The sequence below is a fragment of the Chitinophaga sp. sic0106 genome, from assembly GCF_019219075.1.
GTDB lineage: Bacteria > Bacteroidota > Bacteroidia > Chitinophagales > Chitinophagaceae > Chitinophaga.
In genome coordinates this window covers 217835-231066 of the sequence record NZ_JAHUWJ010000010.1, presented here as the reverse complement: position 1 = coordinate 231066, position 13232 = coordinate 217835, and the positions used below count along the sequence as shown (strand labels likewise).

Genomic DNA, 13232 nt, shown 5'->3' with positions numbered 1-13232 from the left:
TTTCTTTCAAATGAAAAAGTTCATCTGAAAAAAAAGTATAACTTGTTGGGAGTTCTTTGAGAGGGCAGCCGTCGGGGATGTGGCTGTATGTAAGCAGGTATGATGCGGGTGGGTACTGGTATGGGTTTAATGGGAAGGAGAATGATAATGAAATCAAAGGTGAAGGGAATCAGCAGGATTATGGGATGAGGGTGTATGATCCGAGGATTGGGAAGTTTTTAAGTGTAGATCCTCTTTCGCCCAAATATCCTGAATTAACGCCTTATCAATTTGCAAGTAATACACCTATTTGGGCAATTGATATAGATGGACTAGAATCTGGAGTTATTTCTTTTAATCCTGGAGTAAACCTTAGTAGAGCCCAAACTGCTGATAATTTCCAGCGAGGAATTCGCAATTGGTGGAGTACGCCCGAAACTAGCGAATATTGGCGCGGAGTTTTGAGAAATGATGAAGATGTTTTAGGTTATCCAAGAGGGACTTTTACTACTAAAGGGGATCGGATTACAGCAGCGCTGATAATTTACATGCATAATGCGCAACATGAACCTGGACATTTAAATCTACCATCTTCGACAAGAACACCAAGGGCTTCTAATGGCCCTCAAGCCCCTAAGGCAAGTATAGAGGTAGATGTTAGCCAGCCTGCAATTAAGGTTCCTGGATCAAACAGTACCGAACCTATAAACGTGGCGTTTGGTAAAACAAAGTCTTATGGAAGTGAGGTTTATACTAATTTATCAGAATTTGCTGAGTCGAAAGGGGCGATTAACTATAGAACATTTAATAAAATTCCGAATTATTCCGAAGTGGAACAGGATTTTATCAATTTTGAAGGATCTTTCCTCTTTGCTACCGATGCGGTTAAAGTAACTAATGGAAAGGTATTTTTCAATCTAGATGGAGTTGATATGAATGCTGTGTCCAAAATTAAACCAGGGGTAGGATTATATCAGCAACTAGATGAACTTGGAGGGCAAAGTTGGTGGGAGAAATCCAAGATAACTGAATGGGAATTAAGGCAGGTAACTAGTGATAAGGCATTGTTGAATAATACACATTTCTATGAAGGAGGTAAAGAGGTACCTGCTAAATCAGTTTTAAATAGAATTAATCAATGAGGAAATATACTTTACGTAAGCAAATTAAAAACCGAGGATGTTTTGCTGAAATCATTTATGATTTAATTGTAAATGAAAATGAGGGATTTTGTATTGATTGCCGTTGTAGTGATTGGGTTGTAATTTGCAATGCGGCAGGTGCTATTTTCTATGATTATTTTAAGAGACTAAGAGTTGGAGGCGTAAAGATTGTAGTGTATGAAATAAACTGGTATCCTATAGATACTAACAACCTAATAGTGTTATTCGCTTGCCTCCAGGCATTTGCAGAAGCAACAGATGTTTTCATTGATAACTTAAAAATTGATACTGATCTTGGAATGTTCTGCCTTCCAGAGGCGAGGGGAATATAAAGATGTCGGGTCTTTGAACTGATGTAGTCTGGGCTTTAGTCTAACATATTTTTCTGAAAGAAATCCTTAAACTTAGACTTGGTAAGCATTGTATCGATAATCCGGTACAGTGCTTGCCTGTCTTCTTCTTCGAGCTGTTCAATTAGGCGCAGCTTCTCGGCGATGGTTTTATCTTCCACTCTTACATCGCTGGGTACTTTACCTTCCAGGTGAATCAGTTCATCGATGGTCATGCCGAACAGGCGTGAAATCTTCTCTAAAGCCTCGATAGAAGGCTCTCTTTCTCCTTTTTCAATTTTGCTATAGTTAGACGGCAGCATGCCAGCAACTGCGGCTACTTCTTTTTGGAGTAGTTTTTTTTGTTCCCTGACGATTTTAATGTTTTTACCAATGTTCATCTGAAACTGGGTTAAGTTACAATGGAAAGGTAGTCAAAAAGGATACTTTTTAAATAAATCTGTACTTTTTGAACATTTTAAGTTGTCAAAAAGGAAATTTAATCTTTACTTTGTGGTTGTCAGATTGTCAAAAAATAAATTGTTATGGGAACCACAAAAGTAATCAGGTACTGCAAGCTGCACAGCCGCAGTCAGGAAGTTAGGAAATTATATCCAGATGGACGCTCAGGCTACCGCGGTGTTCCGTGGCTCCGGATCGGTGGGTTATGGATGGAGCGTTACGGTTTTAATGTAGGTGATCCAATCGAGATCACCGTTGAAAATGGAGTGATGACCATTAAAAAGCTGGTTGTCCATGGAAATCACTGAGATTAAGCAGCAGCTAACCCTTGCTACTCTCCTGCATTACTACGGCTTAAAACCTGATAAGTCGCTACGGCTTAATTGCCCGTTCCACGATGATAAAACACCGAGCCTGCAGGTGTACTATAAAACCCATACCGTCTACTGCTTCAGTGCCAACTGCAAAACCCACGGCAAGCCGCTTGATGTGATTGACTTTGTAATGCACAAAGAAAACTGCAGCAAGTATGAAGCGATCCTAAAATGTAAGCAGCTAATCGGTGGTGATCCCCTTCCAGTTGTGACTTTACCGGGGCTGCGCACCGCTATCCTGGGTAATATGTTCACTTACTTTAAAAATGGAGTTAGTAATAGTGATCCTGCAAAAACGTATATACGTGAGCGTGGGTTGAACTATGAAGTCCTTGAAATCGGCTACAATAGTGGCCAGTTCCACCACGGTGCCCGCAAAGATGAAACCCTGATTAACGACTGTTTACAGATTGGTTTATTATCGGTTCATGATAAGCTAGGGCGCACCGGTGAAACCTCTTATCGTGTGTTCGGTAAGGGTTGTGTCGTTTTTGCGTTGCGTAATAAACAACACCAGGTGTCTGGTTTATACTTCCGCAGTACTTACAATGACGCCGATCAAAAACACTTTTACTTAAAGGATCGGAAGGGCCTGTATCCGGGGTATCCTGCTGCCAGTACAGAAAAGTTAATCTTAACTGAAGCGATTATCGATGCTGCTACCTTGTTGCAACAGCCAGCCATTACCAAGGAATACAGCGTGCTGGCCTGTTATGGGACTAATGGCCTGCTGGCAGAACATATGAGCGCTATTAAATCCTTACCCCACCTAAAGGAGATTGTTTTTGCTTTTGACGCAGACGAGGCAGGCAATAAGGCCGTGGAGAAATACGCAGCGTTATTAAAGGAGCAGCTTCCTGAAATTATCCTTACCTATCTGGAACTGCCCACCGGTGAGGATATTAACAGCATCAGCCTATCCCATGAGCCGCAAATTTTTGTTCATCTACTCACCAACAGAAAATCAATTTTTTCTTCAGTTGAAGAAAAAACACTGGAACCGATAATCACTGTAAAAGCTACGCCAGTATTAAATACCAGTCATCCCCATAAACTTATCTATGATACTGACCAGCTTCAGTACTGCATCCAGGGCGGATTAAGTAAGTTGCTGGATAGCATGAAAGTTACGCTGGTAGTGGAACAGAAAGATAACGGCCAGAAAAGCCGTAACAAAGTAGACTTGTACGAAGATAAGCAGGTGGAAAAGTTGAGCCGTGATATTAGCGAACGTTTAGGTGTAGATAGAGCCTTACTGGATGCGGATTTATCCACGCTGACGGATCTACTGGACAGCCACCGGGAAAAAGACCAGCAGCAAAACGACCCTGCCAGCGCCAGGGTGTATCCTATGACAGCAGCTGAACGCAGCGGTGCAGAGCAGTTTTTAAAACAGGCGGACCTGATTGGTCAGTTAAACGAGTTGCTGGGTAGTGCTGGTATTGTTGGGGAAGAAACCAACCGTATCTTTTTACTGCTGATCGCCATCAGCTACAAAATGCCAGAAACCTTACACGCCCTGATCCAAGGTAGTAGCGGCAGCGGCAAAACCAGACTGCTAAAGCAAATATCTGACTGTATCCCAGCCGAGAGTGTGACCAAACTTACCCGCGTGAGTGATAAGGTGTTGTATAACTACCCGGAGCATTACTTTGTAAACCGGTTGCTATGCCTGGAAGATATAGACGGGCTGAGTGAAGAAGCTGAGTTCGCGTTTAGGGAGCTGCAGAGTAACGGAGAGCTGAACAGCGCCACCAGCATCAAGCTGGAGAACGGAACTATTACCAGCGGTCAGAAAACGGTGAAAGGGCCCATTGCTTCCCTTGCCTGTACTACCCGTGGTGAAATCTATGAGGATAATATGAGCCGTGTATTTTTACTGGCTGTGGATGAAAGCAGCGACCAGACCAGCCGTATTATTAACTACCAGAATACGAAGGCCACCGGTAACATCGATGGTAAAAAGGAACAGGAAACAAAACAATTTATACAACGCGTGGTGCGCTGCCTTCAACCGCTTGAAGTGGTGAACCCTTACGCCTGTAAGCTGCAACTACCGCCCGATGCACACAAGATCAGGCGCTTAAATGATCTGTTTTTGAACTTTGTAAAGATGGTAACGCTGCTGCATCAGTACCAGCGTAAGCGGGACAGTAAAGGACGGTTAATTACAGAAATATCCGACCTTGAAGTAGCGGTAGATATTATGTTCGAAAGCATCGTGCTGAAAGTGGATGAGCTGGATGGCAGCCTGCGACAGTTTTTTGAACAGTTAAAGGACTGGCTGCAAACCCAGTACCCAGAAGGTTATCGGACTGCCACGTTCTGCCTGCGCGAAGTTCGGCAGGGACTACGTTGTAGCAAAATGCAGGTGTTTAGATGTTTTAATGACCTGCAACGCCTTGAATATGTACGCCAGCAGGGCGGCCACGCCAATCGTGGCTTTACTTATCAGGTAGTTTATTGGGATAATTACACTGCCCTGCGCAGTAAGCTGAAAAGGCACCTGGAATCCCAGCTTGAATTGCTCAAAGATGTTACGCCAGCCGCCCCCATGTTACACCAGTGAAACACCACGGAAACGCCAGAATGTAATACCATGGCTGAAATGTGGTCTGGCGTAACGCGTAACAAAAAAGTGCTCAAGGGCCCTTTTTTAAAAAGTATCATAGTTATAGGTTTTATATCATAGTGTTACCCCTCTCTCCAAAAGTCAGTTAAAATAATACCAATTATTTATGAAACAGATCATAGGTATGTTCAAAGACTACCTGTCTGTTGTGGGATACAGCATAGGCACGCAGTCTATGCTGCCCAGGTGTGTAAATGAGTTTTTACACTACAGGCAGTGTAAAGACGTATTGGTCGTTACTCCAACGGATATACGTCTTTTTTACGAGTGGCTACAGGTGCGGCCGCTGAAGCGAAAGGAAGGCACTTTAAGCGAAATGATGATTGCTCATTACATGTACGCGTTACGGGTGTTCTTCGACTGGTTGCAGGCGACGGGCGTGCAGCCAGTGAATCCGATTAGCGGCCTGAAGTTTAAGACGGCAGCGTATAACAGCCGTAAGCCTCTGCCCAGAGAAGAAATAGGGAAACTCTTCGATGTGGCCACTACGGTAAAGGAGCAGGTAGTATTGCACCTGTTTTATAGCTGTGGGCTGCGGCGCAGCGAGGCGGTACGGTTGCAGGTAACGGATGTTCACCTGAGTCATCAGGTGTTGTATGTGAAACGTGGTAAGAACGCACGTAGACGGGTGATCCCGTTGCCTAATAAGGTGGTAGTAGTGTTGGGTCAATACTTGAAGCATGAGCGTAGCCGAGCGCGTAAATCCGGATCAGCGTTTATGCTAAACCGTGAGGGCCGTTACATGCGGGGAAACAGCTACCTGTTAATTCTAAAGAAGCTACTATCCCAAGCGGGTCTGAGTAAGGATATTACGTTGCATCACCTGCGGCACAGTATTGCTACACATCTGCTACATGGAGGTATGAGCCTTGGTTATGTACGGGATTACTTAGGTCACCGCCACCTGGAATCCACGCAAATCTATGCGACAGCTGGTGCGCATCAATTACAACAGTTATGACTATACGCCATTATCTTGAGACTCGCTATACGGCTGCGACTACCGAATGTTACCTGCGTGAAATAGCTGCTTTTATGGGCAACTATCCAGCGGCTGCCACGGCCACGTTTACCGATGTTACGGGCTACATCCGCCAGTTGCGACAACGCTACACTAACCCGCAAACGCTGAACCGTATTGTATCTGCTATAAAAGTCTACTATGATTACCTGTGTTACAGCGGGCAAAGGCAGGACCATCCTGCAAAGTCCATCCGGTTACATGACCAGCGTAGCAGGGATATACAGTTACAAGAGTTATTTACCCCGCAGGAGCTGGAAGGGTTACTGGGTAAAACGGAGCGATACAAGGCACTTTACAGCCGTAATAAAGTGTTAATGGGCTTACTGGTCTACCAGGGGTTAAGAGTGCAGGAAATCGCCCAGATATACGTTACAGACGTTGACCTGGATAACGGTAATATCTACATAAAATCTACTCCCAATACCAACAGCCGTACCCTAACCTTAAAAGCGCCGCAGATCATGGTGTTACATACTTATCTGCACCAGGATCGTCCGGAGCTGCTGCAGGGAAAGGAAAGTGCTACACTCCTTATTGGTAAAGGATCGCAGCCCATGCCAGCGGAGGATGTCAGCAAATATGTTATCCGCAGTTTTAGGAACTACTATCCTGGACGGGTGGTAACTACGCAGACTATACGCCAAAGCGTAATCGCAAACCTGTTAACGCAAGGCCACGACATCAGTGTAGTACAGCAGTTCGCAGGGCATAAGTACCCATCCAGCACGGAACGGTATAAACAAAACGAGGTAGAAGTGCTGAGAGCGGCCATAGATCAGTATCACCCGATGAAATAAAAGAGCTGCTGCGTAACTTAAAAGTGGCTACCTGATCACTGTAAAGACCTTTATGTTGAAGGAAAATCGGTCTCACTGCGGGCTCGGTCCGACAAAAAGTGCGCCATCACTCCACTCGCCCTTCCGCTTCGCTCCAGGGCTCGCTCCGTTCTGTCACACTTTTTGCGTTCCCTCACCCTTCGTTCGTCCAGCTCTCGGTCTGGCTAGGTGCTGCGATGAAGGCCTGTACGTATGACCGCCATCCCTTCGCTGTCCATTTTTGTCCGCCCCCCGCCACCTGGCCCGGCCTTGCATTTTTGATTTTGCCATCCGCTCCGCTCCTGGCCAGACATAGGTCGAAGGCGCGGCTTGCTGTGGCTTCGCCTCACTTGCCCTGCGCTTGCCCCTACGCTTCGCTTCGGGGCTCGCTTCGGGCTGCGTTCGGCTCCCGCCCCAGCAGCCGGGCCAGGTATGGCGGAGGGGGCGGCGGTGCTACGATTAAGCGTTAGATTATAGCGCTAGAGGCTAGATCCCTGATTAGACGGGAGAAGAATATGCTGCGCGAACATGAGCTTTAGAATATCCCTCAGCTGTTGTGCTATCTTGCTTGCATCCTGGAAGACAAAGGATGCATCAGCGACAGAACATAGGCTGGGCGTATGTTTTACAATCGGCATTAGATATATGCCTGGGCGTTAGTAACATCCTTTATCTTCCAGGATGCCGACCAGCGCGAGTGCCTGCATTTTTTTCTTTCAAATGAAAAAGTTCATCTGAAAAAAAAGTATAACTTGTTGAAAGTTCTTTGAGAGGGCAGCCGTCGGGGATGTGGCTGTATGTAAGCAGGTATGATGCGGGTGGGTACTGGTATGGGTTTAATGGGCAAGAGAAATCCGATGAGATCAAGGGTGAAGGAAATAGTTATACTGCTCAGTTCTGGGAGTATGATCCAAGGATAGGAAGGAGATGGAATTTAGACCCAAAGGCAATCGTTGGCATAAGTTTATACGCAACGTTTAATAATAGCCCTATTTTGTACACCGATCCCCTTGGTGATACTACTGTTCCTATTCCAATTTTTGAAAGCATTTGGCCAGATATCTACAGAAATCACTTAAAGTATATTGCCAAGTGGCCATTAGAAGCTTCCGTGGATAATAAAGGTTTAATTCACCTCAATTTTCACTATGATCCAAGTAAATCTAGAAACGAAGCACGGAGAATGGCCAATGAATTGGCTCATCCAATTTTTAATCCAAATCCATTGTTCTTTGAAGAGGATGAGGTAGCTCCAGCTTCAACCTATGAGGGAGGAGCAAGAGGGGTTCGCTCGCTTGTACTTAGAACCGAAAATCAGCAACATGGGAGTGTTCTTGCGGCGGCTGTTAGGATTTTTAAGTTGCAAGACGGAGACGTTTTTGATGTAATCTTAATTCCACGAAAGTATGATCAGTATGATCCGGCTCCTGGTGTTCCTCCATTAGTCCCGCCAAATAGGAAGTATCCGAGTTATGATAGAATATTGGAGAAGTATAAAAAGGTTCCCTTCAAATCGCCAACATTACAGGAGCTTGAAAAGTATTTTAGAGAGCACCCAATGAAACCAAGAGTGGTAGGAGGTCATCCTTTTTCAAGTCTGGAAATGATGATTAAACAGATATTTGGAATAAAAACTGATATGCCATTGCCTGTAGCAGTACCTGCACTTGCACCTTTAGCCCTTTGAGTGATAAAGAAAATTATTTATGTCATTTTGTTAATTAATATTGGTGTATGAACATATATGAAAAGCTGGATGAAACGTTGAAACATAAAGCCAGATTTACTTACATAAAATTGCAAGATCCTAAGCAAGAAAGTGATATTATTCAAACTTTTGTTTCTGCGGGAGTAGAGGATAAATTTGCGTTAAGTCTATTAGTTGAAATGTATTCTTGGAAGGATGGTATAGAATATCAAAGTAATGAGCATACAAATCTTTATAATTACTCGGGAAGGGGAGTGTTATTGCCCTTACGCTTTATCAAATCGCTGTATGATTCTGGAGGAAAAGATTATTGGGAGCATGGAGTCGTGCCAATAATAGGGAACTATAAAGGAGAATATCTATTCCTTGACACTAATATAGAAAGTGACACTTACACGATGATACTTTTGTACTCAAAAAGTGCGATGTCTTTGTCGCCAATGTTAACATATTATGATTCAATTGAGTCTATGTTAGAAACAAACATAAAATGCTTTGAGGAAAAAATTTTTAATTATGTTGATGGTGTTGGGCTAATAGTTGACGTTGAGCGAATGTTTGAAATAAGCAAGGAAATAAATCCAAAATCTGAGTTTTGGGAATAATTATTTTAAAAACATAATGTATAATAAGTGTTTTTTGCAATTTTTTTTTGAGTAAAACTGCATAGAACTGCAATATTAATCATGGTGCCAAATCGGTTACCAGACTGTTTAGGAAGTATAGTAAGCCACTGTGGCTCAGTTGGAGATATTCTTGTTGTGATCCTAGCGGGATCACAACAAGAATATCAAAAGGTTATTAAAGCCGCTTAAATCAAAGGATTTAAGCGGCTTTAATTGGAACTAGCAAACCATAAATCCGACGGATTACTGAGTACGAATGTGGATTGTGAAATTGTAAATGGTGAAAGTAATTTTATCAAGAACAATATGTAGATGCGCAACCTGCAAATATTTATTTGTCGGGTAGGGCAAAGGTTTCAGCTGGCGGAGTAGACCGGTTTTTATCAAACCTCATTAAGAAGCTTGAAGAAAGATATAGCCCCACTCTCCTATTCCGCATAGGCAATCTTGCAGAAAGCCTAGGTGCGCACTTTCAGACACAAAGCAGATTCAACTAATAAAATGAATATTGGCTTTATCGCTGACGAGGTGCTGGAGGAAATGTCTGTGCCAGATAGAAAAGGCATAGAACATGCTTCTGCAGTGGGTTTCATTGTTCGAAGCGTACAGGAATTGTCAGAAAAAAATCTGCATCTTGAACAAGAAAATCACCAGTTAAAAGAAGCACTTGCAAATGTCATATCCAGGTTGGAGCAACTGGAGAGAAAGAAATAGCGTTATGTTGTTAACCCCAACCCATCATGTTCATAAAACTCACTTTTGTGCTATATCCATTCACGTTATTTTGCCGTAATATTACAGGCGCGTAACCATAATATCCGACATAAGCCTATACTTAAGGGACATACGTTGTTAACCGCTACCAGCCCTATAAACCTGTGTAGATAAGTGTTGTGACTAACTTGAGGCGTTACTGGTTATAAAGATTGTTATTTAAACACTATTTGTGAAATTCCTATGCTCGATAATTTTGAACTATACCACCGGTATTTATTTTTTGTTAACTCATCAGTTGTAATATCTGCAATACATGAAAAATTTATTCTTACTATTTATCCTATTGTTTTTGGAGAGATGTTATTTGCCCAGAAGGTATATCAGAGCAGGGCCGACAGTATTTCTTTTAATAATGTTTGTGGTGCATCCTGTCTCAAATTAGTATCATTAGGCAAATATGATTGAGGAATTAACTCAGAATGAGATGGGCTATTATGCAGTTTGGGTATAGCATTTTGCATATCCTATTTAGTAATTTATTTATATTGATCAACATTAAACATGAAGAATTTATCCCTATTTTTTATCCTATTTATTGTCAGCAAGATGACATTTGCCCAGAAAGTTTACCAAATTCGGGCCGACAGCGTGCGTATTTACAACGTTTGTGACACCGCAGAACTGATCCTGGAAAACAGGACGCAGCATGTAGATGGATTTCTGTTTAACAAAGGGGCTGGTCGAACAGAGTTTCGAAAGCTCAAACTCCAGAGCATAGGAGCATCACGTTTAGCTATAGTAGGTCAGGATACGCTTGACCTGAGTACACTGCCTGGTATTGCTGGTGGAATAGACAGTATTTATGCATTTTATGATTCCATCCGTTACCTAAAGCAGGGCGTTATGTACACGTTTCCTTCACCGGAACCTTTTAAAGTAGTACCGAACGGCGGCCAGTTGCCTTACTACAGTTATCGTGATTGGGCTATAACCCCATTTACAGCCTATACAACGAATGATATGCCATATATTTCCGACCAGGCTCAGACAAATCAAGGTACGCTAGGGCAGTATTATGTCGGTCATGTAGTAAGAGCCGGGGAATCAGGGTACCAAATGGCGGTAAATTGGGATGGGGAGGATCTTGGACCCAAGGGAGCATTTCTTCGCATAAAAGACGATACGAAAGGAACTTGGGGACAATGGCGCGAATTGTTATTTAAAGATTACGCGGATACTAAGTATAGTACTGGGAGTGATATAGTAGGAGGCTCCGGTTTGACTCTTTCTGGAAATAACTTGCATCTTGGTGGAATGATAAATCGTAATACAGATTTGATTGTTTCGGATACGAATTATTTCAATATTAAATCCAACCTGAGTGCTATCAATTTTTCTCCAGCTTTAGGCACTTATAGCATTACCACCAATTCCACAGGCAATTTCTTTCCGAGAGGGTTAGATATCGGCTTTATTTCATCCATGTACAATGGGAGTTCATTGAGTCATATATCAACATCTATTTCTACCGGACCTTCCGCGGTTACTATAAACGCGAACGATTCCGTAAGTGATCGTCGACTTGCTATGGATCTGTCACCTGTGTCCGAAGCATTTACGATTCGAAGTACAGGGTTGAACAACACCCAGCAGGTATATGCAAATATTTTGAGTGCAAGTCAAAGGGAATTTAGCGTTGGGAATAAAATGTTTGGTTTTAATCTAACTGATAGTACACTCTACCTGAAAAAAGTCATCTATACTGGCAACACTGTTGATACCATGGGTGTTAGTGCTTTATATGTTGATCAAGCTCCACTTGGTAGTAATATCGTAAAATCCAGAACAGTTGCCCCTGCGTTTGGTTCGGAAAACTATATCCAGTCAGCACCTGAACACTTACAGAATGCTTTAATCCGAGTATCTCGGGGTATCGAAAATAAAGGTAAAGTGGTTACAAAAATTCAACACACCGGAGATAATAATTATTCAGTAACAGATACTGATCATCGAATTATTTGTGATGCAGCAACAGCAACCCGGATTCTCACTTTGCCAGCAATTTATCCAGTTGCAGGGCGTGAACTGATCATAAAAGTTGTTAATCCAGGAGCAAGTTTTTGGAAAACCAGTGAGCCTTTCATAGGGGAGAATGGCGTAACAGATATGCTTACTGGATCCCAAACGTTGATTTTTGATGTGTATTATTCTAAGTGGGTAAGCTTTGAAAAATAGCAGGATGGTACCTGTCGAAATATTTCATCCATACATGAATCATGTGTATGAAATTTAATAGTAAATCAGCTTGGTACTAGCACAAAATGCTGCATTAGGATTACAGATGGAAGAATTTATTAACTGATTGGAAAGAGTAGAGAAAAATAAATAGAAGATAAATTAGATTTAGGAAACCATGCATGTACGAGAGAGATTTGTAAGTCTGCTGACTGTGATGTTAATTATTTGCTTTAGTATAAAAGCGCAACCCCGCTACCTGCCATCGCACGCTTTCATTAAGCAAAAGGTAGCGGAAAATGTATTCAAACAACGCCCGGCTACCACCATTCCAAATGATGGATTTTGCATTACTGCAGATGAGGCCAGGAATTGGTTATATCTAAAAGCCGCTAATCTGCCCACGGACGGCAGGCTACCCTGGTACGATGAATTATTGCCGTGTACCGAAATAATTACAGTGTCACCTATCGTGCAAAATAATGTGTATGGTGCATGCGGCTCTTATATCTACACGCCGGGATTTAACACAAATCTGCAAAATAACTGTAGTAAATCAAAAATTCTGAACAACCCCTTCTGGGATGGCCACACCAGCAACTGTGGTGTGGCTCCCTGTTTAGGTACCACACAAGCCCCTACTGGCAAAGTAAATATAACTGCTGCTTCCATTTCCGGAGATACAGTTGTTCCAACCAGCCAAACTGAAAAAATGACTACGCTGGCAGCTACCGGTATCCCTGGCCCTATGAACCGCTGCGGTATTGACGGTGATATAGATGGTGATGCCTGGTATTCAGCCACTGTTACCAGGACCCTTTCCCATGCCGGAATATTCTATATAGGTGCGGCAGCCGATAACCAGTTCAGAATTCTGGTAGATGGTACGGAAATAGCCTATTATACAGCAGATGATCAGGCAGCCTTCATGATATGGCATATCGTTCCGGTTACATTGTCGGCAGGTGTACACAGTCTCACCGTATCATTTCGTAATAGTGGAAGCTCCCGTGGATTCGGTGTGGAAATGTATGATAATACAGAGGCTCAGCTGCGTGCCGCCACAAGTTTATCGCAGTTGAATATCATTTTTTCTACCGCTGATCTCGTAGCTGGTGAGGCACTTTGTAATTAATCCCCTTTTTTAAATATTTTCATTCCAGATTAA

The 13232-nt window shown here is 42.9% G+C and carries 12 protein-coding genes; 11 read left to right on the top strand and 1 reads right to left on the bottom strand.

Going from position 1 to position 13232, the window contains the following annotated elements; genetic code table 11:
• The first annotated feature begins 77 nt into the window (after window positions 1-77).
• A complete protein-coding gene (locus KW844_RS16825; RefSeq protein WP_218377946.1) occupies window positions 78-1121 on the top strand; it encodes an RHS repeat domain-containing protein in 1044 nt (347 codons plus the stop codon).
• Window positions 1118-1474 (top strand): hypothetical protein, encoded by a 357-nt coding sequence (locus KW844_RS16820; protein WP_218377945.1) that lies wholly within the window; start codon window positions 1118-1120, stop codon window positions 1472-1474. Before KW844_RS16825 ends, KW844_RS16820 begins: the two co-directional genes overlap by 4 nt.
• 35 nt (window positions 1475-1509) lie before the next feature.
• On the opposite strand, the gene KW844_RS16815 is transcribed toward KW844_RS16820, so the two are convergent.
• Window positions 1510-1872 carry a helix-turn-helix domain-containing protein gene (locus KW844_RS16815; RefSeq protein WP_218377944.1) on the bottom strand — a complete coding sequence of 121 codons (363 nt, stop codon included), beginning with the start codon at window positions 1870-1872 and terminating at the stop codon, window positions 1510-1512.
• A 144-nt stretch (window positions 1873-2016) separates the two neighbouring features.
• Between KW844_RS16815 and KW844_RS16810 the strand changes: the two genes are divergently transcribed.
• The 9 genes from KW844_RS16810 to KW844_RS16770 all read left to right on the top strand — a co-directional run bounded on the left by KW844_RS16810 (window position 2017) and on the right by KW844_RS16770 (window position 13199).
• The gene (locus KW844_RS16810; RefSeq protein WP_218377943.1) at window positions 2017-2241 is read left to right on the top strand and encodes a SymE family type I addiction module toxin; all 225 of its coding nucleotides are present in this window, start codon (window positions 2017-2019) and stop codon (window positions 2239-2241) included.
• Window positions 2228-4876 carry a toprim domain-containing protein gene (locus KW844_RS16805; RefSeq protein WP_218377942.1) on the top strand — a complete coding sequence of 883 codons (2649 nt, stop codon included), beginning with the start codon at window positions 2228-2230 and terminating at the stop codon, window positions 4874-4876. Before KW844_RS16810 ends, KW844_RS16805 begins: the two co-directional genes overlap by 14 nt.
• Before the next feature lie 169 nt (window positions 4877-5045).
• Window positions 5046-5900, top strand: a complete 855-nt coding sequence (locus KW844_RS16800; protein WP_218377941.1) for a tyrosine-type recombinase/integrase — start codon at window positions 5046-5048, stop codon at window positions 5898-5900.
• Window positions 5897-6760: a site-specific integrase gene (locus KW844_RS16795; protein ID WP_218377940.1), complete on the top strand. Its 864-nt coding sequence runs from the start codon at window positions 5897-5899 to the stop codon at window positions 6758-6760. The genes KW844_RS16800 and KW844_RS16795 overlap by 4 nt, the downstream gene beginning before the upstream one ends.
• Window positions 6761-7565: 805 nt before the next feature.
• Window positions 7566-8465, top strand: coding sequence for an RHS repeat domain-containing protein (locus tag KW844_RS16790; protein WP_218377939.1), 900 nt, complete (start codon window positions 7566-7568; stop codon window positions 8463-8465).
• A 47-nt stretch (window positions 8466-8512) separates the two neighbouring features.
• Window positions 8513-9091, top strand: a complete 579-nt coding sequence (locus KW844_RS16785; protein WP_218377938.1) for a hypothetical protein — start codon at window positions 8513-8515, stop codon at window positions 9089-9091.
• Between the two features lie 522 nt (window positions 9092-9613).
• On the top strand, window positions 9614-9826 hold the full coding sequence (locus tag KW844_RS16780; protein ID WP_218377937.1) for a hypothetical protein: 213 nt from the start codon (window positions 9614-9616) through the stop codon (window positions 9824-9826).
• A 564-nt stretch (window positions 9827-10390) separates the two neighbouring features.
• A complete protein-coding gene (locus KW844_RS16775) occupies window positions 10391-12064 on the top strand; it encodes a hypothetical protein (protein WP_218377936.1) in 1674 nt (557 codons plus the stop codon).
• 178 nt (window positions 12065-12242) lie between these two features.
• Window positions 12243-13199 (top strand): hypothetical protein, encoded by a 957-nt coding sequence (locus KW844_RS16770; RefSeq protein ID WP_218377935.1) that lies wholly within the window; start codon window positions 12243-12245, stop codon window positions 13197-13199.
• Window positions 13200-13232 lie beyond the last annotated feature (33 nt).